The 26,301-nt window shown below is 71.3% G+C and carries 27 protein-coding genes; 10 read left to right on the top strand and 17 right to left on the bottom strand.

Translation table 11 applies throughout. The features are described from left to right. Positions 1-2: 2 nt before the first annotated feature. The gene (locus CU044_RS39455) at positions 3-299 is read right to left on the bottom strand and encodes an alpha/beta hydrolase (protein WP_240045460.1); all 297 of its coding nucleotides are present in this window, start codon (positions 297-299) and stop codon (positions 3-5) included. Beyond that, entirely contained in the window at positions 296-952 is a 657-nt protein-coding gene (locus CU044_RS09915; protein WP_240045461.1) for an alpha/beta fold hydrolase, read from the bottom strand. The genes CU044_RS39455 and CU044_RS09915 overlap by 4 nt, the downstream gene beginning before the upstream one ends. 73 nt (positions 953-1,025) lie before the next feature. Here CU044_RS09915 and CU044_RS09920 point away from each other — a divergent pair, with 73 nt between their 5' ends. Continuing rightward, the gene (locus CU044_RS09920) at positions 1,026-1,223 is read left to right on the top strand and encodes a hypothetical protein (RefSeq protein WP_129768117.1); all 198 of its coding nucleotides are present in this window, start codon (positions 1,026-1,028) and stop codon (positions 1,221-1,223) included. Between the two features lie 53 nt (positions 1,224-1,276). Here CU044_RS09920 and CU044_RS09925 read toward each other — a convergent pair whose 3' ends face one another. Beyond that, on the bottom strand, positions 1,277-1,987 hold the full coding sequence (locus CU044_RS09925) for a TetR/AcrR family transcriptional regulator (RefSeq protein ID WP_129768118.1): 711 nt from the start codon (positions 1,985-1,987) through the stop codon (positions 1,277-1,279). Positions 1,988-2,161: 174 nt separating this feature from the next. Here CU044_RS09925 and CU044_RS09930 point away from each other — a divergent pair, with 174 nt between their 5' ends. After that, on the top strand, positions 2,162-3,400 hold the full coding sequence (locus tag CU044_RS09930) for a saccharopine dehydrogenase C-terminal domain-containing protein (RefSeq protein WP_129768119.1): 1,239 nt from the start codon (positions 2,162-2,164) through the stop codon (positions 3,398-3,400). A gap of 66 nt (positions 3,401-3,466) precedes the next feature. On the opposite strand, the gene CU044_RS09935 is transcribed toward CU044_RS09930, so the two are convergent. Further along, on the bottom strand, positions 3,467-4,624 hold the full coding sequence (locus tag CU044_RS09935) for a hypothetical protein (protein ID WP_129768120.1): 1,158 nt from the start codon (positions 4,622-4,624) through the stop codon (positions 3,467-3,469). Positions 4,625-4,663: 39 nt separating this feature from the next. Then, positions 4,664-5,122, bottom strand: a complete 459-nt coding sequence (locus CU044_RS09940; RefSeq protein WP_240045462.1) for a hypothetical protein — start codon at positions 5,120-5,122, stop codon at positions 4,664-4,666. Positions 5,123-5,357: 235 nt separating this feature from the next. Here CU044_RS09940 and CU044_RS09945 point away from each other — a divergent pair, with 235 nt between their 5' ends. Next, positions 5,358-6,293 carry an SMI1/KNR4 family protein gene (locus tag CU044_RS09945; RefSeq protein ID WP_240045463.1) on the top strand — a complete coding sequence of 312 codons (936 nt, stop codon included), beginning with the start codon at positions 5,358-5,360 and terminating at the stop codon, positions 6,291-6,293. Positions 6,294-6,401: 108 nt separating this feature from the next. Here CU044_RS09945 and eno read toward each other — a convergent pair whose 3' ends face one another. Next, a complete protein-coding gene (eno, locus tag CU044_RS09950; RefSeq protein ID WP_129768122.1) occupies positions 6,402-7,772 on the bottom strand; it encodes a phosphopyruvate hydratase in 1,371 nt (456 codons plus the stop codon). A 110-nt stretch (positions 7,773-7,882) separates the two neighbouring features. On the opposite strand from eno, the gene CU044_RS09955 reads away from it, so the two are divergent. The 3 genes from CU044_RS09955 to CU044_RS09965 all read left to right on the top strand — a co-directional run bounded on the left by CU044_RS09955 (position 7,883) and on the right by CU044_RS09965 (position 10,516). After that, the gene (locus CU044_RS09955; protein WP_129768123.1) at positions 7,883-8,752 is read left to right on the top strand and encodes a winged helix-turn-helix transcriptional regulator; all 870 of its coding nucleotides are present in this window, start codon (positions 7,883-7,885) and stop codon (positions 8,750-8,752) included. Between the two features lie 94 nt (positions 8,753-8,846). Next, on the top strand, positions 8,847-9,758 hold the full coding sequence (locus tag CU044_RS09960; protein ID WP_129768124.1) for a hypothetical protein: 912 nt from the start codon (positions 8,847-8,849) through the stop codon (positions 9,756-9,758). Further along, positions 9,755-10,516 (top strand): hypothetical protein, encoded by a 762-nt coding sequence (locus CU044_RS09965; protein ID WP_129768125.1) that lies wholly within the window; start codon positions 9,755-9,757, stop codon positions 10,514-10,516. Before CU044_RS09960 ends, CU044_RS09965 begins: the two co-directional genes overlap by 4 nt. Positions 10,517-10,593: 77 nt before the next feature. On the opposite strand, the gene CU044_RS09970 is transcribed toward CU044_RS09965, so the two are convergent. Together CU044_RS09970 and CU044_RS09975 are read right to left on the bottom strand one after the other, a co-directional pair. Beyond that, entirely contained in the window at positions 10,594-10,977 is a 384-nt protein-coding gene (locus tag CU044_RS09970) for a VOC family protein (RefSeq protein ID WP_129768126.1), read from the bottom strand. A 97-nt stretch (positions 10,978-11,074) separates the two neighbouring features. Further along, the gene (locus tag CU044_RS09975) at positions 11,075-11,632 is read right to left on the bottom strand and encodes a GNAT family protein (protein WP_129768127.1); all 558 of its coding nucleotides are present in this window, start codon (positions 11,630-11,632) and stop codon (positions 11,075-11,077) included. Positions 11,633-11,716: 84 nt separating this feature from the next. Here CU044_RS09975 and CU044_RS09980 point away from each other — a divergent pair, with 84 nt between their 5' ends. From CU044_RS09980 to CU044_RS09990, 3 genes are all read left to right on the top strand, one after another. Beyond that, the gene (locus CU044_RS09980; protein WP_129768128.1) at positions 11,717-12,376 is read left to right on the top strand and encodes a TetR/AcrR family transcriptional regulator; all 660 of its coding nucleotides are present in this window, start codon (positions 11,717-11,719) and stop codon (positions 12,374-12,376) included. Positions 12,377-12,458: 82 nt separating this feature from the next. After that, a complete protein-coding gene (locus CU044_RS09985) occupies positions 12,459-13,514 on the top strand; it encodes a lipoate--protein ligase family protein (protein WP_165371840.1) in 1,056 nt (351 codons plus the stop codon). A 99-nt stretch (positions 13,515-13,613) separates the two neighbouring features. Beyond that, on the top strand, positions 13,614-14,363 hold the full coding sequence (locus tag CU044_RS09990; RefSeq protein ID WP_129768130.1) for a dienelactone hydrolase family protein: 750 nt from the start codon (positions 13,614-13,616) through the stop codon (positions 14,361-14,363). Between the two features lie 9 nt (positions 14,364-14,372). Here the strand turns inward: CU044_RS09990 and CU044_RS09995 are convergent, their stop codons facing one another. From CU044_RS09995 to CU044_RS10030, 8 genes are all read right to left on the bottom strand, one after another. Next, positions 14,373-15,956, bottom strand: a complete 1,584-nt coding sequence (locus CU044_RS09995) for an NCS1 family nucleobase:cation symporter-1 (protein ID WP_240045464.1) — start codon at positions 15,954-15,956, stop codon at positions 14,373-14,375. Between the two features lie 92 nt (positions 15,957-16,048). Beyond that, a complete protein-coding gene (locus tag CU044_RS10000) occupies positions 16,049-17,050 on the bottom strand; it encodes a TIGR03842 family LLM class F420-dependent oxidoreductase (RefSeq protein ID WP_129768131.1) in 1,002 nt (333 codons plus the stop codon). A 20-nt stretch (positions 17,051-17,070) separates the two neighbouring features. After that, complete coding sequence (gene hydA, locus CU044_RS10005; protein WP_129768132.1) at positions 17,071-18,480, bottom strand: dihydropyrimidinase; 1,410 nt, start codon at positions 18,478-18,480, stop codon at positions 17,071-17,073. Positions 18,481-18,638: 158 nt separating this feature from the next. Further along, the gene (locus tag CU044_RS10010) at positions 18,639-19,934 is read right to left on the bottom strand and encodes an aspartate aminotransferase family protein (protein WP_129768133.1); all 1,296 of its coding nucleotides are present in this window, start codon (positions 19,932-19,934) and stop codon (positions 18,639-18,641) included. Further along, a complete protein-coding gene (locus CU044_RS10015) occupies positions 19,931-20,773 on the bottom strand; it encodes a nitrilase-related carbon-nitrogen hydrolase (RefSeq protein ID WP_129768134.1) in 843 nt (280 codons plus the stop codon). The genes CU044_RS10010 and CU044_RS10015 overlap by 4 nt, the downstream gene beginning before the upstream one ends. Before the next feature lie 254 nt (positions 20,774-21,027). Then, positions 21,028-22,563: a hypothetical protein gene (locus CU044_RS10020; RefSeq protein ID WP_129768135.1), complete on the bottom strand. Its 1,536-nt coding sequence runs from the start codon at positions 22,561-22,563 to the stop codon at positions 21,028-21,030. A 146-nt stretch (positions 22,564-22,709) separates the two neighbouring features. Next, a complete protein-coding gene (locus CU044_RS10025; RefSeq protein ID WP_129768136.1) occupies positions 22,710-23,096 on the bottom strand; it encodes a PPOX class F420-dependent oxidoreductase in 387 nt (128 codons plus the stop codon). Positions 23,097-23,183: 87 nt separating this feature from the next. After that, the gene (locus tag CU044_RS10030; RefSeq protein ID WP_129768137.1) at positions 23,184-23,435 is read right to left on the bottom strand and encodes a helix-turn-helix transcriptional regulator; all 252 of its coding nucleotides are present in this window, start codon (positions 23,433-23,435) and stop codon (positions 23,184-23,186) included. Between the two features lie 65 nt (positions 23,436-23,500). On the opposite strand from CU044_RS10030, the gene map reads away from it, so the two are divergent. Continuing rightward, entirely contained in the window at positions 23,501-24,268 is a 768-nt protein-coding gene (gene map, locus CU044_RS10035; RefSeq protein WP_129768138.1) for a type I methionyl aminopeptidase, read from the top strand. Between the two features lie 146 nt (positions 24,269-24,414). Here map and ggt read toward each other — a convergent pair whose 3' ends face one another. Further along, positions 24,415-26,265, bottom strand: a complete 1,851-nt coding sequence (ggt, locus tag CU044_RS10040; protein ID WP_129768139.1) for a gamma-glutamyltransferase — start codon at positions 26,263-26,265, stop codon at positions 24,415-24,417. Positions 26,266-26,301: the final 36 nt, after the last annotated feature.

A 26,301-nucleotide genomic window follows, 5' to 3' on the forward strand; every position in this document is an offset into this window, starting at 1 on the left:
GCCTAGGCGGCGGTGATGTCCGGGGTCGCCCCCGGGTGGAGGGAGTCGGTGTCCTTCAGGAAGCTCAGCATCCGGGCGTTGACGAGGTCGGGGTGGTCGATCTGCGGTCCGTGTCCGGTCGCGGCGACAATCTCGGCGCGGGCGCCGGGAATCACCCGAGGAACGCGTTCCAGCTGACGCTCGGGGTGCACCAGCAGGCTGCGCTTGCCCATGATCAGGTAGAACGGCGTCCGGATGGAGCCCAGCTCGGCGTCGGACAGCGGCAGCGGCGAGGGCCGGCGGATCCGGAACGCCTTCACGCCGGCATGGATCCAGGCACGCAGGTCCCGGTCGGAGACGACTGGTTGCTCCAGCCACTTCGCCAGGGCCGGGCGCAGCGCCTTGGGGGCGAACGTCGCGAGGAGGCTGGCGAAGATCCAGACGAAGAAGCGCAGCCCCACCTTCTCCAGCCCGCCCGGGTCGAGGGCGGTGACAGATGCGAGCCGTTCGGGCCGGCGGTGGACTGGTTGATGACGAGCCAGCCGCCGTAGGAGGAGCCGACGAGGTGGACCTTGTCGAGGCCGAGGGCGCCGAGGGCCTCGTCCATCCACTGGGCGGCCCGCTCGGGCTGCCACATCGGCTCGCGCTGGATGCTGCGGCCGGGATCACCGGGGGTGTCGAGGGCATAGACGGGGCGGTCAGCGCTGAGCGCGACCGTGTTGGGATACCACTGTGCGGAGCAGCCGCCTGACCCGTGTATCAGGACGACCGGCGTGCGTGACCCGGCTGCCGGGTCCGAGGGGCCGTACCGGTACACGTGGGTGGTCCCGAAGCTCGTCTCCACGTCGGTCTCGGAGCGGATCGGTGCGCCCTTCGCGTAGAGCACGTCGCAGGCGGCGAAGTAGCGGTCGCGCAGCTCGTCGTTGACGTAGTGGCCTATGTCGCGGCGCGCTCGGGTCGTGCTCTCGGGCATGGGCACCTCCGTGAGATCCATTGTTCGTAATACGACCGTACCATATTGATGATACGGCGGTACCATGAAAAAGGTGCCGTCGAGCCGAACCGGACGGCCAACACTCGACGGCCGGTACTACGACAAGGTCCGCGGCGGTTGTCTCCCCGGCCCGATCTGGCGGATCGCCATGACCGGCGCGCTGGACACCTCCGATGCCCCCGCCTTCAACCCCGTTTCCGTTCCCCGGGGCAAGAAGGAGAAGACGGACAAGAACCCCCGGCAGGGGTGATCGCGGGCCGGGGGTCACCCGGGGGTCACCCCTGCCGGGGGCACCCGGCGCGGTCAGTGGGCGCGCAGCGCCTGGAGCCGGGTGTCCGCGCTGGCGAGCAGCATGTCCAGGGCGGCCGGGTACGCGCTGTGGTTCATCCGGGCGGCGAGCAGCTGGGCGGTCGCGGCGATGTGCGGGTACTTCTCGGCCGGCAGCCGGGCGTAGGTGGACTCCCATTGCCGTTCGTCGGAGGTGCGGGAGGTGTCGGTCAGGGCCAGGGCGGCGGCGTCGAGGGCCGCGAAGGCCAGGCTCTGGTCGATGAAGGCGTGGAAGATCAGGACCGCGTCGGGATCGGGGAAGCCGGCGGTGCGCAGGATGCCGAGGACGGCCTCGTCGGCGGCGATCTCGCGCGGCCGGCCGGTGACGCGGCTGGCGGTGAGCACGGCGGCCTGCGGGTGGGCGAGGTAGGCGCCGTGGATGCGCCGGCCGAGTTCGCGCAGGTCGTTGCGCCAGTCCCCGGTGGCGGTCCAGCCGTCGAGGGCTCGGCCGATCAGTTCCTCGCCGATGGCGAGGGTGAGGCCGTCCATGCCGTCGAAGTACCGGTAGAGGGTGCTGGGATCGGCGCAGAGGGCGATGCCCAGGCGGCGGACGGAGAGCCCGGCGCTGCCGTGTTCGCGCAGCATCCGCAGGGCGGTCTCGACGATCAGCCGTTCGGACAGGACGGTTCCCTGCCGGGTGGGGCGCCGCCTCCTGCGCGCCTCTTCCGGTACCACCTGTTTGGGCATGGTGTGTGCCTCCCCTGCCGGGATGGACGGCCCTGGCCCCGCCTGGCGGTCGCCCGCGGCCGCCCGTGGCTCTTATGCCAACACCATTGACCTTAACTCGTACGCCCGGCTTTCATCCCCTCCCATGGGGCGCGGACCCACGCGTACCCCACCGAGAACAGAGAGGGGTTCGTCATGCGTGTTCTGCTTGTCGGCGCCGGTGGCGTCGGTACCGCGATCACCCGGATCGCGGCCCGCCGGGACTTCTTCGGCCACTTCGTGGTCGCCGACTACGACCTCGCGCGCGCCGAGGCGGCCGTGGCCGCGCTGGACGACGACGGGGGCCGGTTCACCGCGCGCCGGATCGACGCCTCCGACCAGGCCGCGGTCACCGCCCTCCTCGCCGAGGAGCGGTGCGACGTGCTGCTGAACGCCACCGATCCGCGGTTCGTGATGCCGCTGTTCGAGGCCGCTCTCGCGGCGGGCAGTCACTACATGGACATGGCGATGTCGCTGTCCCGGCCGGATGCCGCGCAGCCGTACGCGCGGTGCGGCGTCAAGCTGGGCGAGGAGCAGTTCGCGCGGGCCGACGCGTGGGAGAGGTCGGGCCGGCTGGCGCTGGTCGGCATGGGGGTGGAACCGGGGCTGTCCGACGTCTTCGCCCGGTTCGCGGCCGACGAACTGTTCGACGAGATCGAGGAGATCGGCATCCGCGACGGGGCGGATCTGACCGTCGAGGGATACGACTTCGCCCCGTCGTTCAGCATCTGGACGACCATCGAGGAATGTCTGAACCCGCCGGTGGTGTACGAGCGCGAGCGGGGCTGGTTCACCACCGAGCCGTTCAGCGAGCCGGAGGTCTTCGACTTCCCCGAGGGCATCGGCCCGGTCGAGTGCGTCAACGTCGAACATGAGGAGGTGCTGCTGGTGCCGCGCTGGGTGGACGCCGGGCGGGTCACCTTCAAGTACGGGCTGGGTGACGACTTCATCGACAAGCTGAAGACCCTGCACGCGCTGGGACTGGACGCGACCGAGCCGGTCACGGTGCGCGGCGCGGACGGCGCCACGGTGCGGGTCTCCCCGCGTGACGTGGTCGCCGCCTGTCTGCCGGACCCGGCCACGCTCGGCGAGCGGATGACGGGGAAGACCTGCGCGGGCACCTGGGTGAAGGGTGTCAAGGGCGGCCGGCCGCGCGAGGTGTACCTGTACCACGTGGTCGACAACCAGTGGTCGATGCGGACGTACGGTTCCCAGGCCGTGGTGTGGCAGACCGCGGTCAATCCGGTCGTCGCGCTCGAACTCATGGCGGGCGGGGTCTGGGCCGGGACCGGCGTCCTCGGCCCCGAGGCGCTCCCGCCGCGCCCGTTCCTGGACCTGCTGACCGCGTACGGCTCCCCGTGGGGGACGCGCGAGTACGGGTCCGAGCAGGGCTGACCGGACACCCCGGGCGGAGGGACGCGGCGAGGCACGGTGAGCTTCCGTCCATGGTGTGCGGAGCGCTCAGCGCCCCGTCCAGGGGATGACATTCGATGTGACACCCAGCGCGACCACCCAGTAGTCGCCGGAAGCCTCCATCGGGAAGGCGCCGAACTCACGGGTGCCGTCGGCGTCGATGGTGTGGGTTCTCTGGTCGTACGGACCGTCGGTGGCGTCCGTGTCGGTGTACGCGTAGATCGTGACGTCCTCGTCCGGCGCGAAACCGGTCAGGTTGACGTTCATCTCGTTGCCGTGTCCCCGGACGATGAAGATCTTGCCCGGTACGTGGTCGGGCGTCGTGGGCTTGGAGGCGGTTTCCCCCGGCGGCCGCTGTGGCCGGGGAGGGGGCGGCGGCGGCCCGGGTGCGGGGTTCCCCGACGACGCCGTCGGTGACGGAGATGGCCTCGGCGCGGGAGTGGCGGTCGTCCCGCCCGGGTCGTCCGGAGCACGGGGCGGCGTCCGCGAAGGCGTTTGCGTGGGGGCCGCGGAGGCGGAGTGGGACTGCGACGCGCTCGGCCCGCCGGCGTGCTCGGTCGGCTGCGCGGCGGCCCCCCGATCGTCCGACCCGGAAGAGAAGCGTGTCCCGACGACGAAGGCGATCGCCACCACGATCGCCACGGCGAGCAGGACCGCGAGCAGGATCGCGGCCGGGCGTGTGACCCGGCTTGCGCTCAGGAGTCCCCGCAGGCGGCGCCGCTCCCGTGCGTTGCCGTCGGGTGCCACGGGGTGGGGCGGCGGCGCCTCGTCGTGCTCGCCCATGGGAACACCGGTGGGCGGTGACGGAACGGTCTTCCGTAACTGGTCGGCCGGCTTCGACGGTGCGTCAGCCGGGCTCTCCCGCTCCGGGCGCCGGGCCGGCTCGGCCTGGACGTCCGGCTCGGCCTGGACGTCCGGCTCGGCCTGGACGTCCGACACATCCGACACGTCCCGTTCGCCCGGTCCCCGCCGGTCATCGAGCCGCTGCCCCTCGGGTTTCAACGAGTCGAGGGCATGCAGCAGCGTCAGTATCAGCTCCTCGCTGGGGCCCTCGGTGTAGTGCACGTTGCCGGAGATGGCGATGGCGTGCGGTCCCGCGTGCGCGTCACCCGTGATCCTGGCCTGCTGGCTCGATGCTCCGTTCGGCGGTCGAGTGCCCTCCGGTTCCGGGTCCGTGTCGCCGGGCTGGTTCTTCCGCACCGCCATCCAAGCTTCCTTGCGGGCCCCTCGTCAGTCGTCGGCCGGTCAGCGGCAGTAGACACCCGAGCACGCGAGGCCGGGGCCTTCCGCGATCGCGTCCCCGGACCGCTCGACCCTGGCCGACCTGCCGTCGGCACGGCTCTCGCGCAGCACGCCGCTGATCGCCTTGCCCCCGGCACGTGCCCTCGACTGTCCGGTATCGGTCGCGACATCAGCGACCGCAACGGCATCGGCATCGGCATCGGCGGCATCCGTCGCACGAAGCTCGGGAGCGGGAGCGGGAGCGGGCTCGGCAGGGGACGCAGGCTCAGGAGCGGGCCCGGGAACGGCAGGCGGGGCGAGCAGACTCCATGCCAGAGCGACGACGCCCGTGGCGCCCTGAACGGAAGCGGCTGCCAACTGGCCGCTGTCCGGGCCGCCGAGCAGCCAGTACAGAGGCGTGGAGACGATCGCCGCGCCGGCGCTCGCCATGATCACGGCCTTGACGCCCTTCGGTACGAGCATGTGTTACTCCCCCAGCGGTTCAACGATTCGTCGCACCCGTCGACTCCCACGGACGGTGATCCGGCACCTGGAACAGATGCCCCGACCGCGGACAAAGACGGAGGCAATACGTCCAACGACGCTCGGCCGAAGAGGTGACGATCGTCGTCCGCTTCGGCTTCCGGGCGAACCGGCCGTGTGCGCCGCCGAGTCTGAGAGCCTTGGGTATCCGGCGACTGACGAGGGGCAGACTGTTTTGGCTGTTGACATACCGGCGGACGTACAGGAGCGCTGCAAAGGTCTGGGGCACGGCGTGGGATACGCCCTGAAGGTGCTGTGCATTCAGCTTGAGGAGAACCCGCTGCTGGGCACTCCCCTGGAGGGCCCGTCCCTCTACACCGCTCAGATCGACGGCGAAACCTTCGAGGACTGCCCGGAACTGAACGTGCGCTACGCCTACGGCCCTCCCCTGCTGGCGGCGGGACAGGTGCAGATCAGGAGCGTCGAGGGGACGCGATCGCTCGTCGGCGAGTCCGACGAGGACGGCGAGGATGGCGAGGATGGCCACGAACATGCGCCCGACCCCCGCCTGGAAGAGCTGGGGGCACGCCAAGTGGCCCGTGCGTGGCAGGGGATCGAGTCATGGCTGCGGGAACATGCCCCCGCTTCGTACGCGTCGCTCAGGGCCGGCGCGTCCGAGGACGAGATCGCCGCAGCGGAGGCGGCGCTCGGCGTCCAGGTCCCGGCGGGGCTGAAAGCGCTGTGGCGGCTGCGCGCGGGCGTCCACCGTGTCGTCGGGGCGGGGTTCCTGCTGGAGAACCAGGCCCTCATGACCCCCGACTCGGTGATCGCCTTCCATCAGCAGCAGATGTTCTCCCAACAGCAGGGCGGCAACGACGAGTTCACGATATGGAAGCCTTCCTGGATTCCGGTCTGCTCGTTCGGTGTCGGCGACCACACCTATGGCCTCTATCTGGACACGGAGACCGGACAGCTCTGCCACTGGAGCAGATACGCGGAGCGCTGGCCCGAGTTCGAGTCGCTGACCACCTACCTGGAGGAGATGGAGGACGCGCTCGCGGCACCTTCCCTCGTCACAGGCGCCAAGCCCGGACTGGTGAACGGCGCTCTGATGTGGGGTCCGCCGAACTGGCCCGATCCAGAGGCTCCTTGGGTGCCGTTCACCGGGTGAAACCGGGTAAAACCGGGTGAACGCGGATGAGCGCGGGTGAACGCGGGTGAAACCCGTGTGGGGACCGGTCGGCCTGGACCGGTCCCCACCGCGCTCAGGAAGCTTCCCTCAGGAAGCTCCCTGACCTCCGCCGACGTAGGCGCCGACGGAGGCGCCGACGGAGGCGCCGGTGTCGGTGTCGGCGTCCGCGGCGGCCCGGCGGCGCGGTCCGAGGGCGTCCCTGCCCGCGTACCGGGCCTGGGTGCCCAGTTCCTCCTCGATGCGGATGAGCTGGTTGTACTTGGCGGTCCGGTCGGAGCGGGACATCGACCCGGTCTTGATCTGCCCGCAGCCGGTGGCCACGGCGAGGTCGGCGATCGTGGTGTCCTCGGTCTCCCCCGAGCGGTGCGACATCACCACCGTGTAGCCCGCCCGGTGGGCGGTGCCGACGGTGGCCAGGGTCTCGGTGAGGGTACCGATCTGGTTGACCTTCACCAGGACCGAGTTGGCCACGCCGTTGCGGATGCCCTCGCGCAACAGCGTCTCGTTCGTGCAGAACACGTCGTCGCCGGTGAGCTGGCACCGGTCCCCGAGCCGGGCCATGAGCAGCCGCCAGCCGTCGAGATCGTCCTCGGCCATCGGGTCCTCGATCGAGGCCACCGGGTAACGGGCGACGAGTCCGGCGAGGTGGTCGACGTGCTCCTCGGGCGTACGGCGACGGCCCTCGCCCGCGTAGTCGTAGACCCCGTCCCGGAAGAACTCCGACGTGGCGGGGTCCATGACGATGGTGATGTCCTCGCCGGGCTTGTAGCCGGTGCGCTCGACGGCCCGTACGGTGAAGTCCAGTGCCTCGTCGGCCGTGCGCAGGGCGGGCGCGAAGCCCCCCTCGTCGCCGACGCCGGTGCTGTGACCGGCGGCGATGAGGTCCCGGCGCAGGGTGTGGAAGACCTCTGAGCCCATGCGTACGGCCTCGGCGAAGGTCGCCGCGCCGATCGGGGCGATCATGAACTCCTGGAAGTCCAGCGGGTTGTCGGCGTGCGCGCCGCCGTTGATGATGTTCATCATCGGTACGGGCAGCAGCCGCGCGTCGACCCCGCCGACGTACCGGTACAGCGGCAGCCGGTGAGAGGCCGCGGCGGCCTTGGCCACGGCGAGCGAGACGCCCAGGGCGGCGTTCGCACCGAGCCGCGCCTTGTTGGGAGTGCCGTCCAGCTCGATCAGCGCCGCGTCGACCGCGGCCTGGTTCTCGGCGTCGAGACCCGTCACGGCGTCCGCGATGGTCTCGTTGACGGCGTCGACGGCACGGCGGACGCCCTTGCCGTGGAACCGGCCCGGGTCCTCGTCGCGCAGCTCCACCGCCTCGCGCGCGCCGGTCGACGCCCCGGACGGTACGGCGGCGCGGCCGGTCGAGCCGTCGGACAGTTCGACGTCCACCTCGACGGTGGGGTTGCCCCGGCTGTCGATGATCTCGCGGCCGAGGACGCGGGTGATGGCGGTCATGGTGCGGCTCCTCAGATCCTCGGATGTGATCCCGTGGAAAGCTCTCTGCTCCCCTAGAAAGTTCCCGGGTGAAACAAAGTGAGTTCCGAAAGGGAACTTACTATGGAGGCATGAGAACGCACAACGCCGACGCGGCCTGCGGTATCGCCCAGGCCGCCACGATCGTGGGTGACCGGTGGAACGTCCTGATCCTGCGCGAGATCGCCCGGGGCCATGTCCGCTTCGACGCCCTCGCCGCCGAACTGGGCCTGTCCCGCAAGGTCCTCACCGAGCGGCTGGGACGACTCGTCGCCGCCGGCGTGCTGCACCGCAGCCTCTACCAGCGCCGACCGGTGCGTTACGAGTACCTGCTCACGGAGGCGGGCGCCGGCCTGCTGCCGCTGCTGGTGGCCATGCAGGACTGGGGCGACCGCTGGGTGCTGGGCGACGGGAGCGTGACCGCCACCGCGGCGGAGGACGGCGCGGAACACGCCCGCATGCACGCGCTGACCGGCAGCACGCTGCCCATGGATCTCGAACTGCCCGGCAGCGACGGGGTCCTGCGCGACGCCGTCGCCCCTGATGCCGCCGCCACCGTCCTGTTCACCTATCCCGCCACCGGAGTCCAGTGGGAGGAGCCGCTTCCCGGCGCGGCCGGCTGCACCCTGGAGAACCGGCTGTTCCGCGACTCCTGGCCCGCCTTCCGCGACGCGGGCGCCGCCGTCCATGGCGTCAGCACCCAACTGCCCCACGAACAGGCGGCGTTCGCCCGCGCCGAGTCGGTGCCGTACCCCCTGCTGTCGGACACCCACCTGCGCCTGGCCGCCGCTCTGCGCCTGCCCACCTTCCGCGGCGCAGGACAGGTACGGCTCAAACGCAGCGTCCTCGTCCTCGATCCGCGGCGGACCGTGCGGCACGTGCTCTTCCCCGTCGGGGACATCCCTCACGCGGTGGAGGAGGCCCGGCGGCTCGCGACGGCGCTCGCCACCGGTCACGGCTGAGCGCCGCGCGCCTCCGCGCCCCGGCTCCCGGCGGGCGGCGCCGGCCCCGGCGCCAGCCCCTGCGCGTGCCTGCCCGTCGTGCTGTACTGGCCAGATGAAGCGCAAGCACACGCGGGCGTTCGCGCCCCGCGCCGAGCAGCCCGGCGAGGCGGCTTCCGATACCGCCGGCGCCGAGCGGGCCGACGAGGTGCGCGCCAGGGTGCGGCTCATGATAGAGATCACCGCGCGGGCCGGGTCGTACCGGAAAGGCCTGGTCAAGGCCGCCGGACGGCTCAGCCCGGAGGAAGCGGTGATCCTCGACGATCTGGAACGGCACGGGCTACAGGTACCGCAGTTGCGGGACGTGCTGCGCGGCGGCCATGTGCTGGTGGACGATCCGCGGCTGTACGAGCGCTGGCGGTTCGCCAAGGGCAGTCATCCGCGGCTGTCCAGCCACCACCGCGACATCGACAAGACGCTCTACCCCGACATCGGGATGCGCGGACAGGTCGTACGGGAGAAACTGCACGGCCGCACGGCACAGGGCACCTGGGTGCAACTGGAGAAGACCCCGGCCGCGTTCGGCGGGTCCAAGCTGCCTCGCCCGAGCGACGTGCGGCATCTGATGGACTACGTGGTGTACAGGTTCACCAACAGCAACGTCGGGCCCTGGGGTCTGTCGCGGATGACCGAGCGGCGCCCGCTGTACCTCGCGCCGGTTCTGGCGATGCCCACGTCCCTGACACCGCCGATCGCGCGGTCTCTGACCCAGGCGCTGCGCCGGATCGAGGCGAACGACGACGTCACGGCCGTGTCCCAGGAACTCGCGGCCCGTTTCCCGCCACCGGACCGGCCGGATCTGGCCGGCGAGCTGGGCCAGGCGCTGTCCGGCAGGGCCGGCCGGGGCCTGTTCGGCAACTCCGACGTATGGGTGACGCAGACCCCGTCCCGTACCGCCGCCGCGGTTCTCCGTGAGAGTCACGAGGCGCCACCCGCGGGCGGCCGGCAGGCAGGAGGTTTGTCATGAGCGACGATCAACGCGGCACTTCTCCGGCGTCATCGCCGGAGCCGGGCGAGGCGTCCGTTCCCCAGGGGCTGGTCTCGGCCGTGGTGAATCTGGTGAACACCGGGCCGGTGCTGCTCGGTGCGTACACCATCGCCGAACTCACCGCCGTGGACGCGATCGTGGACTTCCTGGAGGCCCGGCCGTCGGACGAGGAACTCGCCGAGGCCGTCCGCTCGCTGGCCGCACGCCAACTGCTCCTGGCGGGCTCCTCGTCCGAGGAGGTCCAGGTACGGGGAGACCTCGGTATCGCCGTGGCGTTCCAGCAACGGGCCAGGAAGGTGCTCGACGCCCGTACGACCGGAACGAGTCCGGGCGAGCCGTGGCGGATCCTGCTGCTCCCCCAGCCCGAGCGGATCTGTCTGATGGTCCGCATCGACGCGCTCGGCGTCCACCAGATCGGCCTGTACAAGCTCGACGAGGCGCTCCGTACGCTCACCGACTGGCTGCCCCGGGGCCCGTCGGCGGATGCCGATCCGTCGATGGACGCCGATGCCGTGCTCAGCGGGTCGGAGCGTTCCGCGCTGGTCACCGTCACCCAGTACAGCGTGCGGGGATCGGCCGAGACGGCGGGCACCAGCACCGACCTGATCCTGGCCCGTAACGAGGGGCGGCTGCACGTCCTTTCCCGGGACCCGCGGCACCGGGAGGAGCTGGTGCCGGCCCCGGCGGGTGGCAGGGAGGGTGTCCGCGACAGGCTGGTGGACCTCCTGGCCGCGTGAGAGCTGCCGGCGCACGGCCACCGGTCCGGGGCACGGCCACGGTGGGGCGTCGGCGGCCCGCACGCGGCCGTACGTGGTCAGACGGGCTTGATCCGGGCCCGCAGGAGGCAGAATTCGTTGCCTTCCGGGTCGGCCAGGACGTGCCAGCTCTCGGTGCCGGTCTGACCGACGTCGACGGGCCTGGCGCCGAGAGCGAGCAGCCGCTCCAACTCGGCGTCCTGGTCGCGGTCGGTGGCGCTGACGTCGATGTGCAGGGGGAGCTTCCCGGTCCGCGGCGCGCTGCTGGGGCTGAGGACGAGGGTGGGCAGCGGACCGCCGAAGCCGGCGCCGGGCGGCCCGATCTCGATGCTTCCGTCGTCCTCCCGGCCGAGTTCGACGTAGCCGAGGACCTCGCTCCAGAACGCGGCGAGCCGGTCGGGGTCGGCGACGTCGATGACCAGCTCACTGATACGGCATGCCATGCCCGCCAGTGTACGGAGGCGAGTTGAGGGGTCGATGTACGGAGGCGAGTTGAGGGGTCGATCGCCGACCGCGCGCCGGAGTCGCCCGGCCGCTCGGTCAGCTGCGGTCCGTGGGCACGGGCCACTCGTCCGCGAGGATCGACCAGACCTCGTTGTCGTGGCGGACACCGCGGTACGGATAGCTCTGCCGCAGCACTCCGTCACGGGTCATCCCGAGCCGGCGCGCGGTCTGGATGCTGCGGGTGTTGCCCGCCGCGGCCCACCATTCGACCCGGCTCATCCCGCGCTCCCGGAACGCCCAGTCGATACACACGCGGGACGCCCTGGTGACCAGGCCGCGCCCCTCGGCGGCGGCCTCCAGCCAGCAGCCGAGCTCGCACACTCCGGAGGCGGCGTCGAACGTGCGGAACATGACGCCGCCGACCAGGGTGCCGTCCAGCCAGATGCCGAAGATCCGTGCCGTGTCCTTGGCCTGGTTGTCGGCGTAGCGCTGGAGGACGGCCGTGGCCGAGGGCAGGTCGGTGCTGAGTGTCGCCCAGGGGATCCAGGGGTCCACGGTGGGTCTGGCACGGTCGATATGGGCCAGGAACTCCGGCGCCTGCCAGGGTTCGAGGGGGCGGAGCCGGGCGTCGTCACCCAGGGCGAGCGCGAACACGGGGATCTCTTTCCTGTGAGATACGTGGACCTGTGAGATACATGGAGACGTACGTAACGAGCGTTCGGTATGTAAGGTAGCAGCATGCCGCCAGCACGAGGAGACCGTGACGCCCGCCGCGAGGACGTATCGGAGGCGGTGTGGCGGACACTCGCCGACAAGGGGTTCGGCGGACTGACCCTGCGCGCCGTCGCCGCCACGATGGGCGTCTCGACCGGGATGCTCATGCACTACTTCCCGACCAAGCGCGCGCTGGTCGTCCACGCCCTGGACGTCCTGGAGCGGCGGACCGCGGACCGCCCCCGGCGCGACCGCCCCGCCGAGGGACTGGCGGCCCTGCGCGCGACGCTGCTGGACATCCTTCCGCTGACCCCCGACGACACCGCCCGCAACCGCGTCTGGGTCAGCTCCTGGGACCTCGCGCTCGCCGACGGGGAACTGGGCGCGGACCAGGCCGGCCGCTACGCACGTACGCGTTCCGCGATCCGCCCGCACCTGGCGGCCGCCCGGCGCCTGGGCGAACTGCCCGGGAGCGCGGATACGGACCAACTCGCGGCCACCGCCGTCGCGTTCGCGCACGGTCTCGTCGTCCAGGCCCTCTTCGACCCCGAACGGTTCTCCGTGACCGTACAGACGTCGATGGTCGACGGTTTCCTCCGGTCCCTCGCGGCCGACGGCTCTCCCGCCGAGGACGGCGCGCGTACGCCGGACCCCGCGGCGCGTACGCCGGGCGCGGCGGAATGAACCGCCCCGGCACGAGCGTTGCGCTGAGCGGTAACAGCCCCGGTCCATGGACGGGCCGGCGGCCGGATCGGGAGGCATGACCGTGCACGGTGAGTACAAGGTCCCCGGCGGCAAGCTCGTCGTGGTCGATCTCGACACGGAGGACGGACTGCTGCGCCATGTCCGGGTCGCCGGGGACTTCTTCCTGGAGCCCGACGACGCGATCGAGTCGATCGACCGGGCACTGGCGGGCGCACCGGCCGACACCGACGCCGCCGGGCTCGCCGCCCGTATCGAGGCGGCGCTGCCGCCCGGCACCGTGATGTACGGGCTCAGCGCCGAGGGCGTCGCCATCGCCGTACGCCGCGCGCTGGCGCGTGCCACCGACTGGACGGACTACGACTGGCAGCTGATCCACTCGGCCCCGGAGTCCCCCGCCCTCCATATGGCACTCGACGAGGTCATCACCACCGAGGTCGCCGCCGGACTGCGCCCGCCCACCCTGCGGGTCTGGGAGTGGGCGGCGCCCGCCGTGGTGATCGGCAGCTTCCAGTCACTGCGCAACGAGGTCGACCCCGAGGGCGCGGAACGTCACGGCATCACCGTGGTCCGCCGCATCTCCGGCGGCGGCGCGATGTTCATCGAACCGGGCAACACCATCACGTACTCGCTGTCCGTCCCCGACTCCCTCGTCAAGGGCCTTAACTTCGCGGACAGTTACGCGTATCTGGACGACTGGGTGCTCGGCGCGCTCGGCGACATGGGCATCACCGCCTGGTACCAGCCCCTCAACGACATCGCCACCGACGCCGGCAAGATCGCGGGCGCCGCGCAGAAGCGGATCGTGAGCGGTACGGGGGCGGTGCTGCACCACGTGACCATGGCGTACGACATCGACGCCGACAAGATGCTCGATGTGCTCCGCATCGGCCGCGAGAAGCTCTCCGACAAGGGCACCCGAAGCGCGAAGAAGCGCGTCGATCCGCTGCGCCGGCAGACCGGACTGCCGCGCGAGACCGTCATCGAGCGGATGATCGACTCCTTCCGCGGCCGGTACGGACTGACCACGGGCAAGGTCACCGATGAGGAGATGGCGCGCGCCCGGGAGCTGGCCGCGACGAAGTTCTCCACCCCGGAATGGACGGCCCGCGTGCCGTAGAGGGCACCGCTTCTCCTCGTACAGCTCTCCGGTGCCGAGCCCGGCCGGGAAGCGTGGCGATGTCACGGGCTCGGCACATCGACCACGACAGGAGCACTCATGCCCACCAGGACACTGCGGATTCCCACCGCGGACGGCCAGGCCGACGCTTTCGCCGCCTTCCCCGGCGGTGGCGGGCGGTACCCCGGGGTGCTGCTGTACACGGACGCCTTCGGCGTGCGGCCCGAGCTGGAGGAGCGAGCCCGCGAACTGGCCGGACACGGCTACTACGTGCTCGTCCCCAACCTCTACTACCGGCACGGCCCGGCACCGGTGATCGAACTCCCCGGGCACATCGGGGAAGAGATCCGGCCCGCGCTCATCGCCCGGCTGATGCCCTTGATCGAGGCGCACACCAGCGAACGGGTCCTGCGCGACGCCGACGCCTACCTACGGTTCCTCGCCGCCCAGCCCGAGGCCGGCGCCGGACCGGCCGCCGTGATCGGCTACTGCGTAGGCGCCGCCTTGGCGATGCGCACCGCGGCGGCCCACCCGGACCAGGTGGCCGCCGTCGCCGGATTCCACCCCGGCTTCCTGGTCACCGACGCGCCCGACAGCCCGCACCGCCTCGTCTCCGAGCTCACCGCCCAGGTCCACCTCGGCCTCGCCGAGAACGACATGTCGCCCGAGACGATCAGCGAGCTCAACCAGGCCCTGGACGCCGCGGGAGTCAGCTACACCACCGAGATCTACCCCGGCACCGTCCACGGCTACACCATGTCCGACACCGACGCCTTCAACGCCGCCGCGCTGCGGCGCCATTGGGACCGTCTGCTCCCCCTCCTCGACCGCACCCTGACCACGGCCTAGACGGGGTCTTCAGACCCCCGCCCGCGCCGCCGAGCGCGGCAGCGTCAGCGCCACGTACAACGCCAGCGACACCACCAGACCCACCGCCCACCCGTAGTCCGCGAGCGGCTTGAGGAAGGGGATCAGTCCGTCCTCGGGGAACGGGCCCTTCCCCGGGGCCGAGTGGGAGCCGCCCACGGCCAGTACGCCGCCGGCGGCGAACGCGAGGACCGCCCGTGGGTTCCAGCCGTTGCGGTACCAGTAGCGGCCTCCCGGGCGGTACAGGTCGGCCAGGTCGAGGACGGTGCGGCGGATGATCCAGTAGTCCGCGATCAGGATGCCCGCGACCGTACCGAGCAGACCGCCCACCAGACCGAGCCAGGTGAAGATGTACAGCTCGGGGGTGGCGGTGAGCTTCCACGGCATGATGACGACCCCGACCACACCCGTGATCAGCGCGCCCGTACGGAAGTTGATGAGCTTCGGCGCGAGATTGGCGAGATCGTAGGCGGGCGAGACGACGTTGGCGGCGATGTTCACGGAGATCGTCGCGATCAGCACGGTCACCAGCGCGAAGAGCAGGCCGAAGACGTTGTCGGTCTTCGCGGCCAGTTCGACCGGGTCCCAGACGGCCGCCCCGTACACCGCCTGTGAGCCGGAGGTGACGAAGACCGAGAGCAGCGCGAAGAGGGTCATGGTCGTGGGCAGGCCGAGCGACTGGCCCCAGATCTGGGCGCGCTGGCCCGCGCCGAAGCGGGTGAAGTCGGGGATGTTCAGGGACAGCGTGGCCCAGAAGGCGATCATCCCCATCAGGGACGGGAAGAAGACCGGCCAGAAGTCGGCGCCCCAGCCCAGCTCGGACGGCTGGTCGAGCAGCGGTCCGAGGCCGCCCGCCTTGACGGTGATCCAGACCAGCAGCACCAGCGCGCCGACGATCACGAAGGGCGCCGCCCAGTTCTCGAAGCGCCGCAGGGTGTCCATCCCCCGGTAGATGATGGCGAGTTCGAGCGCCCAGAAGAGGACGAAGCAGAGCCACAGGGTCCATGGCTGGCCGCCGACCTCCGACGCCTCCGCCCAGCCGCCGAAGATCTTGCCGAGCAGGACGAAGATGCCCTGGCCACCGATCCAGGTCTGGATCCCGAACCACGCGCAGGCGACACCCGCCCTGATCAGCGCGGGCAGATTCGCGCCGCGCAGCCCGAACGAGGCGCGCGCGAGGACCGGGAAGGGGATGCCGTACTTCGGCCCCGCGTGCCCGGTCAGCAGCATCGGGAACAACACGATCACATTGGCCAGCGCGATCGTGAGGACCGCCTGTTTCCAGTCCATGCCGAGCGTGACCAGCCCGGAGGCGAGCAGCCAGGACGGGATGTTGTGCGCCATCCCGACCCAGAGGGCGGCGAAGTTGTACGTCGTCCAGCGGCGGCGGGCCACCGGTACGGGCAGCAGGTCCGCGTTGGCGAAGCGGCTGTCGTCGGGGACCACTCCGGGCGGGAGTTCGACGCGGCCCTGGGGATCGGTCCGCGCGGTGGCTATCGGTTCTCCGGAGCCGGATCCGGAGTCGGCGGGGCCGGAGCCGGGGTCCGGTCCTGCGGGCTGTGCGGTCGCGGTCATGGCGGTGGGACCCTTCGTTCGAGAGTGGGTGTCGGGGACGTCGAACGAGGCCGTGCGGGCGGTGGTGGACCGGAAGAGCGCGGTCGCGCGGGTCAGTCCCGGAGCGCGGGGATGATCTCGGCGCCGTACGCGTCGATCGTCGCTTCCTTCGCGTCATGCATGTCGTAGACGGCGAACTGGTCGACGCCCAGGTCGCGCAGCGCCCTCAGCTTCTCGATATGCGCCTCGGCCGGTCCCAGCAGACAGAACCGGTCCACGATCTCGTCCGGCACGAAGTCCGTGGACGGGTTCCCGGCCCGGCCGTGGTGGCTGTAGTCGTACCCTTCGCGCCGCTTGATGTAGTCGGTCAGCGCGTCGGGCACCAGCCCGGAGTGCTCTCCGTACCGGCTCACCAGATCGGCCACGTGGTTGCCGACCATTCCGCCGAACCACCGGCACTGCTCGCGCGCGTGCGCGATGTCGTCGCTCACATACGCGGGCGCGGCGACACAGATCGTGACGGAGTCCGGATCGCGTCCGGCGTCGGACGCCGCCGTACGGACCGCCTTGACCATCCACTCGGTGAGGAACGGGTCGGCGAGCTGGAGGATGAAGCCGTCCGCCTTCTCCCCGGCCATGGCCAGCGCCTTGGGCCCGTACGCCGCCATCCACACCGGCAGCTTCCCGTCGCGCACCCAGGGCAGCCGCAGCGGGCGGCCGTCGACCACGGCCTCGCGCCCCTCCCCCAGATCGCGGATGACGTCGATGGCCTCGCCGAGCCGGGCCAGTGTGTTGGGTTGACGGCCCACGACCCGCATCGCGGAGTCGCCGCGCCCGATACCGCACACGGTGCGGTTGCCGTACATCTCGTTGAGCGTGGCGAACGTGGAGGCGGTCACCTCCCAGGTCCTGGTGCCCGGGTTGGTCACCATCGGGCCGACGGTCAGTGTGGTGGTGTGCTCCAGGATGCGGCTGTAGATGACGAACGGCTCCTGCCAGAGCACGGCCGAGTCGAAGGTCCAGCCGTACGTGAAGCCGTTGCGTTCCGCGCGCCGCATGAGGCCGACGACCGCCGACGCGGGCGGGTCGGTCTGGAGGACGAGTCCGAAGTCCATGGCCTGGTCACTCCTAGGTCTCAGGTGAGGTACTGGCAGAGGGAGCGGGGGGTGTACTGCCCGTGTCCCGCACGGCCGGTGAACTGCCGCTTGTCGATGACGAGTTCACCGCGCGAGAGGACCGTCTCGACCTGTCCGGTGATCCGCTTGCCCTCGTACGCGGAGTAGTCCACGGCCATGTGATGGGTCTCGGCGGAGACGGTCTGCTCGGTGTGCGGGTCGTAGATGACGACATCGGCGTCGGCGCCCGGCGCGATGGTGCCCTTGCGCGGATAGAGGCCGAACATCCTGGCCGGGGAGGCGCAGGCGATCTCGATCCAGCGGCGGCGGGTCAGCTTCCCCTCGACGACGGCCTGATGGAGCAGATCCATCCGGTTCTCCACCCCGGGCAGCCCGTTGGGGATCTTCGAGAAGTCGCCGCGGCCCATCTCCTTCTGGCCCGCGAAACAGAACGGGCAGTGGTCGGTGGAGACCACCTGGAGATCGTTGGTACGCAGTCCGCGCCAGAGCGCGGCCTGGTGCTCCTTGGGCCGGAGCGGCGTGGAACAGACGTACTTGGAGCCCTCGAAGTCCGGCTCCGCGAGGTTGTCGGTGGAGAGGAAGAGGTACTGCGGACAGGTCTCGCCGAAGACGGGCAGCCCCTTGTCGCGGGCGGCGGCGAGTTCGGCGACGGCCTCCTCCGCCGAGACGTGCACGACGTACAACGGCGCCTCGGCGACCCGCGCGAGCTGGATCGCCCGGTGGGTGGCCTCGGCCTCCAGCAGGACCTTCCGTACCTCGCCGTGGTAGCGCGGGTCGGTGTGTCCCGCGGCCAGGGCCTGTTCGACGAGGACGTCGATCGCGATGCCGTTCTCGGCGTGCATCATGATCAGCCCGCCGTTGTGCGCGGCGCGCTGCATGGCCCGCAGGATCTGGCCGTCGTCGCTGTAGAAGACGCCGGGATAGGCCATGAAGAGCTTGAAGGAGGTGACGCCCTCCTGGACCAGGAGGTCCATCTCCTTCAGGGAGCTCTCGTTGACATCGGCCATGATCATGTGGAACGCGTAGTCGATGGCGCAGTTGCCGTCGGCCTTGGCGTACCAGGCGTCGAGTCCGGCGCGCAGCGCCTGTCCTGGCGACTGGATGGCGAAGTCCACGATGGTGGTCGTGCCGCCCCAGGCCGCCGCTCGGGTACCGGTCTCGAAGGTGTCGGCGGCGAAGGTGCCGCCGAACGGCATCTCCATGTGCGTATGGGCGTCGACCCCGCCCGGGATGACGTACTTGCCGGTGGCGTCGATCGTCCGGCCGGCGGTCCAGCCCTCGGCCGCGTCGGACCCGTGCGCGGCGAGGGCGACGATCCGGCCTTCCTCTATCAGGACATCGGCGTGGATCTCGTCGGCGGCGGTGATGACGAGTCCGCCGCGGATCAGGGTGCGGGTACTGCTGCTCATGCTGGTGGCGCTCCCTTTCGTACGGTCGGCTTGGTGCGGTCGGGTCCGCGAGGGCCCGACGGCCGGTCCGGCCCGGTCCGCGGGGGCGGGCGGCCACGGACCCGGGTCCGGGCCCGGGTCCGTCGGAGGCTGCGGCTGCGCGTCCCCGAGGGGCCCGACTACGCCCCGCGCAGGGCCTGTTCGAGAATCGCGGCGCCCTCTTCCGCCTCGGCGACGGTCAGCGAGAGCGGTGGGGCGATCCGCAGCACGCTGGTGTTGTGGCCACCGCCCTTGCCGATCAGCAGACCGCCCTCGCGGGCCGCTTCGAGCACGGCCGACGCCGTCTCGGGGGCCGCCTGGCCGGTGCTGGGCTTGATCAGCTCGATGCCGATCATCAGCCCCCGCCCGCGTACCTCGCGTACGGAGTCGATCCCGGCCCCGATGGCCCGCAGCCGCTCGATGAGCAGTCCGCCGACACGGCGGGCGTTGCCCTGGAGGTCGTGCTCCAGCAGATACGAGAGGTTGGCGAGACCGGCCGCCATGGTGACGGGGCTGCCGCCGAAGGTCGAGATCGAGTTGGCGTCAAGGCAGTTCATGATGTCGGCGCGGGCGACGACACCGCCGATGGACATGCCGTTGCCGATGCCCTTGGCGAAGGTGAGGATGTCCGGCGGGCCGTTCTCGCCGTGCGCCTGCCAGCCCCAGAAGTGCTCGCCGGTACGGCCCCAGCCGGTCTGCACCTCGTCGCTGATCCACAGAATGCCGTGCCGGCCGAGGACTTCGCGGAACGCGGCGTACAGCCCGTCCGGCGGGGCGGTGAACCCGCCGACGCCCTGCACCGGTTCGGCGATCAGAGCGGCGGGCGTGCGGGTGTGGCCGAGCAGATCCTCCAGATCGGCGACGCACGCCTCGATGAACCGCTCGTCGGTGAGCCCGGCGTACGGCCCGCGGTTGCGGACGCCGCCGTGCACGTACAGCGTCTGGAGCGGCGAGAGGCCGGTCGGCGACCAGCCGCGGTTGCCGGTGATGGAGACGGTGGAGAAGGACCGGCCGTGGTAGCTGTTGCGCATCGCCAGGATCTGGTGGGAGCCGCGGTAGGCGGTCGCCAGCATCAGCGCCGTGTCATTGGCCTCGGTGCCCGAGGTGGTGAAGAAGACCCGGGCGTCCGGGATCCCGGACAGGGCGGCGATCCGTTCGGCGAGTTCGACCATCGGACGGTTGAGATAGAGCGTGGAGGAGTGGATGATCCGCCCCGCCTGCTCGCTCACCGCCTTGGTGACCTCGGGGAGCGCGTGGGCGGTCATGGTGGTGAGGATGCCGCCGAAGAAGTCGAGATAGCGGTTGCCCGCCGCGTCCCAGACATGGCGGCCCTCGCCATGGGTGATCTCGATGGGCTCGTCGTAGTAGAGCGCGAGCCAGTCGGGGAGTACGGCGCGGTGGCGGCCGTACAGATCGTTCGCGAGTGGACGTGTCACGGCCGCACCAGCCCCTCGTACGCGTCGGGGCGGCGGTCCCGGTAGAACGCCCACTGCTGCCGCACCTCGTCGATCAGGCCGAAGTCCAGGTCCCGTACGACCAGTTCCTCCGCCTTGTCGCTCGCGGGCTCACCGACGAACTGGCCGCGCGGGTCGACGAAGTAGCTCGTCCCGTAGAAGTCGTTGTCGCCGTACTCCTCCTGGCCGACGCGGTTGATCGCGGCGACGAAGTACTCGTTGGCGACGGCGGCGGCCGGCTGCTCCAGCTGCCAGAGGTAGCTGGAGAGACCGCGGGAGGTGGCGGAGGGGTTGTAGACCAGCTGCGCGCCGTTCAGCCCCAGCTGGCGCCAGCCCTCGGGGAAGTGACGGTCGTAGCAGATATAGACACCGACCTTGCCGACCGCCGTGTCGAAGACGGGCCAGCCGGCGTTTCCCGGCTTGAAGTAGTACTTCTCCCAGAACCCCTTGACCTGCGGGATGTGGTGCTTGCGGTACTTGCCGAGGTACGAGCCGTCGGCGTCGATGACCGCCGCGGTGTTGTAGTAGAACCCGGACTGCTCGACTTCGAAGACCGGGACGACGATCACCATGCCGGTCTCGCGGGCGAGCTCCCGCATCCTGGTGACGGTCGGGCCGTCGGGGACGGGTTCGGCCCACCGGTAGTGCTCAGGCTCCTGCACCTGGCAGAAATAGGGCGCGTTGAAGACTTCCTGGAACCCGATGACCTTCGCGCCTTGCAGGGCAGCCTCGCGGGCGTGCTCCTCATGCTTGGCGATCATGGATTCGGTATCGCCCGTCCAGGTCGCCTGGACGAGTGCGGCGCGTACGACTCTGGCCACGAGCTGCTCCTTCGGCGGGTGCGTCGATGAGCTCTACGCACGTAGATTCGATGCGTAGGAGGAGAACGTAAGCCCCGTCTCACACTGGGGCAAGACCATCGCCGTTAACCCGCAGAGTCGATCAAGTTTCACACCCGAGCGGTCGACATTGGGCAAGATGCATCAAAGCCATCGCCTCCGGGCGCGGTTCCGATCGCGCCCGGGGATGGTCCCGATCGCCTCCGGGACCAGCCGCCGATCACCTCCGGAGGCGGTCAGGTGCTGACGATCCCGGCCACCCGCAAAGCGTGTACGAGATCGCGCTCACGGGCCACCGAGACCGCGCGGGCGGCGTCGATCAGCTGGGGAACCAGCCGGCGCGGATCGGGCGCGGCGATGAGCACCGCGTCCTCGGGCGTACGGGCCTGGACGAAGGCGCTGAGCAGCGCGCGCGCCTCGTGCGCGCGGCCCGCTTCGCCGAGCGCGAGTACGGCGTCGCTGATCTCCTCGGCGGGACGGGAGACGCCCTGGCGCAGCAGCTGTCCGCAGTCGCCGTCCCTGCCCGCCGCGGCGAGCGCCCCGGCCGCCGCTGCGAGCCGCGCGGGCGGCAGGAAGGCCGCTTCCCACAGCAGCTCGGCCCAGTCGGCGCCGAGCCCGGCGCGGTGCAGTTCCGCGGCGAGCAGCGGGAACTGCTCGGGGGGCCTTCCGGCGGCTTCGCAGAGGACGACATGGGCCTCGCCGGTCCGGCCGTCGGCGCGCAGCCGGACGAGCGTGGCGACCGTCTCGGCGGCGGCCCGCAGATCCTCGGCGGAGTGCCGGGGCGCGGCCGGGGCGACGGGCGCGGCGGGCACGCCGCCGAAGCGGGCGCCGCGCGGGGAGGCGGGGGCGGACGGCGGTGGTGCGGGCAGCGCGGGCGCGGCCACCGGCTCGTCGAGGTCGTCGACTTCGAGCCCGGCGAAACGGGCGCCACGGGGCTTGCGCCGGGGCGCGGGCGCGCGTTTCTTCTTCCCTTCGGGCTTCCCTTCAGGCTCCGGCGCCTCCTGGGGAGCGGTGGACGCGGGTTGAGCGGCGGAGGCGGGAGCCTCGGGCGCCGGTTCCGAGCCGGGCCGGCCCCGGTCGGCCCAGTGCCGAAACTCCCTCTCCCCGGTGTCATCTGACGCGGCGTCAGTTGTTTTCACGTCTGTTCGCTCGTCCGGCATCCCGCCGGACGGCTCGGTGCCCGGCCGGTCGAAGACCGAGGGCTCCTCCGCGCGGAACCAGCCTTCCGGGGCCGGCGGTCGCGCGGGCCTGGCGGCGCGGGCCGGGGGCTCCAACGACGCCAGCCGGGACCGGAGTTCGACGCAGCGAGCGGAGGCGCGGGCATGGTCGTCGCGGATCCAGGCGAGGTCGTGGGAGAGCTGTTCGGCCCGGGGCGAACGCTCCGGGGTGGTACCGAGCAGCCGGACCAGCTCCTCGGCCCGGCCCGCCGCGTGCGCCTGCTCGCGCACCATCAGCCGCAGCCGGTCGGACAACGCCTCGGAACCACCGGGGCGCCGGTCGTGCGCGGCGGCGGACGCGGCGTGGAGCCGGCCGGCCCGCTCGGTCTCGGCCGCCACCACCCGGTCGTCACGTCCGGCGGCGAAGTCCTGGAGCAGCGATTCCACCACGTCCCAGGGCGGCACCTCGGTGCCGTCGAAGCAGGCGCGCAGACCTTCGGGGTCACGGTGGCGGAAGACTCCGTACCAGCCGCCTTCCGGGTCGAGGAGGGACGTCAGATCCCTTAAATACCGCGCGAACGCCCCGATTTCCGCTGGAAGTTGATGCACCGCCATCGCCGGCCCCGTCCCTGCCCCGCCGTGCTCCGCCGAAGGGAGCCCTCCGGTCCGCTGGCATTCGACCTCAGCCGTGTTACAGGGCGGCTACGGACTGTTTTCCGGGACGGTTCGGTGACCTCACCGCGGCGCGGAGCCGGCCGGGGTCAGAAGGTGACGACGATCCCGGTGTGCGGTTGCTTGCCGCGCCGTACGACCCTGGCCGGCCAGGAGACCAGCCAGAACTGCCAGGTGTACTTGCGGGAGAGCAGCTTGCGGATCCGGTCCAGCGCCGTCGCCTCCTCGACCAGCCGCGCCGTGCCCTCGGCGCTCGGCGCGCCCTGGGCGATCCGCCCGCGCACATCACACGCCGTCACCACGACCTTGCCGTTGTTGCGGATCCGCTTCACTTTCCAGGCGTCGGACCTGGTCCAGACGACCAGTTCGCCGTCCGCCACCGCGTGCCAGACGGGGGTGGCGACCGCCGTACCGTCCTTGCGGTAGGTGGTGAGGCTGACATAGCGGCTGCGGCCGAGCGCGTCGAGGGTGGTCACGGGCGGGAGACTACGCGGTCCCCGCCGTCCTCGACAGCCCCGACCACCCGCGATCGCGGAAGAGACCGGACCGGGACCGTACCGGAATCAGACCGGCACCAGCACGCAGCTCGCGGCGATCTCGTCCATCGACAGCCCCAGCGCCCCGGCCAGCGCCGCCACGGTGAAGAAGGCGGGCGTCGGCGCCCGGCCGGTCTCGATCTTGCGCAGGGTCTCGGCGGAGAGCCCGGCGACGGCGGCGATCTCCACCATGCTGCGCGCGCCGCGCGCCTCACGCAGCAGCCGGCCGAGCCGCTCGCCGCGTTCGCGCTCTTGAGGGGTGAGAGGACTACGTACCATCTCGTCATTCTAATACCGCCGCACAAGGGTGCCCCGAACCCTTCACGACCGGTATAGTTATTGGAATGGTGGAGATCAAGACCGATGCGTCCCTGGACGCCATGCGCGCCGCGGGCCGGGTTGTCGCGCAGGCACTGACAGCGGTACGGGACGCGGCGGCCGTGGGCAGCACTCTGCGCGCCCTCGACGAGACCGCCCGCGCCGTCCTGCGTGAGGCGGGGGCCGGTTCGCCCTTCCTCGACTATCACCCCGACTGGGCGCCCACCCCCTTCCCCGCCGTCATCTGTGCGTCCGTCAACGACGCGATCGTGCACGGCATCCCCGACGGCTACCGGCTGCACGACGGCGATCTCGTCAGCATCGACTGCGGCGCGGTGCTCGACGGCTGGGTCGGCGACGCGGCGATCAGTTTCACGGTCGGCCGCGCGCGCCCGGACGACGTACGGCTCATGGAAACGGCCGACAGGGCACTGGAGGCCGGTATCGCGGCGGCCGTCGTCGGCAATCGCATCGGTGACATCGCCCATGCGATCGGCCGTGTCTGCCGCGGCGCGGGCTACGGCATCCCCGACGGCTTCGGCGGCCACGGGGTGGGCCGGACGATGCACGAGGACCCGGGTGTGCCCAACGAGGGGCGCCCGGGGCGCGGCATGCCGCTGCGGCACGGCATGGTGCTGGCGATAGAGCCGATGCTGATAGGCAGCGGCACCGACCGGCACTTCACGGACCACGACGGCTGGACGATCCGCACCCTGGACTCCAGCCGCGCGTCCCACGCGGAACACACCGTCGCGATCACCGACGACGGGCCGCGGATCCTGACGGCACTCTGAGCACACGGGTGTGAGGCACCCGAGCACGCGGGGCAGGCCGGGCCGGTCGGACCGGGGCCGGGCCGGGCCGGGCCGGTCACCCCCGGCCCCGCCCGGCCCCGCCCGTCTCCGCTCGGAAGGCGTTCCGCGCGCGCCCTCGGCCGTCCTTACCTGCCGTCCGGGCGCACCACCATCGCCGAGCCGCCGCCCCTGCGGACCTTCTCCGCCGCGGCCAGCCAGCGGCCGTCCGGCAGGCGCTGCACACCGGTCGCCGCGCCGATCTCCGGGTTCTGGCTGAACACATGCCCCAGCGCCTCCAGTTGCTGACGCACGGGGCTGTTCCAGAGGCCCGGCTCCAGTTCCGTGGCCGCCGCGTTGCGCTGGCTCGCCCGGGGCGCCGCGATCGCGTCGACCAGCGGCAGACCGCGGTCCAGCCGGCCGGTCAGCGTCTGGAGCACGGTGGTGATGATGGTCGCGCCGCCCGGCGAGCCGACCGCCAGCACCGGCCGGTCATGGGAGTCCAGCACGATCGTCGGGGAGATGGACGAGCGCGGGCGCTTGCCCGGTCCCGGCAGGTTCGGGTCGTGGACGGCCGGGTTCGCCGGGGCGAAGGAGAAGTCCGTCAACTCGTTGTTGAGCAGGAAGCCCCGTCCGGGCACGGTGATCGCGCTGCCGCCCGTCGACTCGATGGTCAGCGTGTAGGCGACGACGTTGCCCCACTTGTCGGCCGCCGTCAGATGCGTGGTGTTCTCGCCCTCGAAGGTGGTCGGCGCCGCCTTCCCGACGGGCGCGCACGGCATGGGGTTGTTCGGATCACCGGGCGCCAGCGGGCTCTTGAGTACCGTGTCGTCCTTGATGAGGCAGCCGCGCGCGTCCGCGAAGCGCTGGGACAGCAGCCCCTGGGTCGGTACCTTCTCGAAGGCCGGGTCACCGACCCAGCGGCCCCGGTCCGCGAAGGCGATCCGGCTCGCCTCGATGAACCGGTGCAGATACTGCGCCTGGCTCGCCTTCGAAAGGTCCGTTCGCTCAAGGATGTTGAGCGCTTCGCCGACGCTCGTACCGCCCGAGGACGACGGCGCCATGCCGTACACGTCGAGTCCGCGGTACGAGACCTTGGTCGGCGCCTGGCGCTTCGTGCGGTAGGCGGAGAGATCGCGCGCCGTCAGATCACCGGCGCGCGCGTTGCGGCCGGAGTCCGGGGCCACGGGAGGCTTGCGTACGGTACGGACGATGTCGCGGGCCAGCTCGCCCTCGTAGAGCGAGCGGGTGCCGGTGCGCCCCAACTCCTCGTACGTACGGGCCAGATCGGGGTTCTTGAAGGTGGAGCCGACGACCGGGAGCTGTCCGCCGGGCAGGAACAGTTCGGCGGTGGCGGGGAAGTCCGCGAACCGCTCCTGGTTCGACTGGGTCTGCGCGCGGAAGGTGCCGTCGACGACGAAGCCGTCCTTCGCCAGCCGTTCGGCGGGCTTGAGCAGGCGGGAGAGCGAGCGGCTCCCCCAGGCGTCGAGCGCGGTGTTCCAGGTGGCCGGGGTCCCGGGCGTACCGACGCCCAGCCCGCTGGTCACGGCGTCCGCGAACGGGAGCGGCTTGCCGTTCTCCAGGAAGAGCGAGGTGTCGGCCGACTTCGGGGCGGTCTCGCGGCCGTCGATGGTGTGCACCGTACGGGACTTGGCGTCGTAGTAGACGAAGTAGCCACCGCCGCCGATACCGGCGGAATACGGCTCGGTGACACCGAGCGCGGCGGCCGTGGCCACGGCCGCGTCGACCGCGTTGCCGCCGTTCCTGAGCACCTCGATACCGGCGGCCGAGGCATCGGCGTCGACGCTCGCGACCGCTCCCCCGTACCCCGTCGCCACCGGCGTCTTGGCCGGCGGACGTGTCTGTGCGCTCGCGCCCGTCGCGCCCGTCGCACCCTTCGTGCCCGTCCCGGCGACCGACGGCGGCGCGCAGGCGCCCACCGAGAGCAGGGTCGCGGCAACGGCCGCCAACGACACATTCCGCACAGCGGAGCGACGCATCCGTACCTCCAGTCGAGAATCGTCCGCGCAGCGTAG

The organism is Streptomyces sp. L-9-10 (assembly GCF_004151105.1).
Taxonomy (GTDB): Bacteria; Actinomycetota; Actinomycetes; order Streptomycetales; family Streptomycetaceae; genus Streptomyces.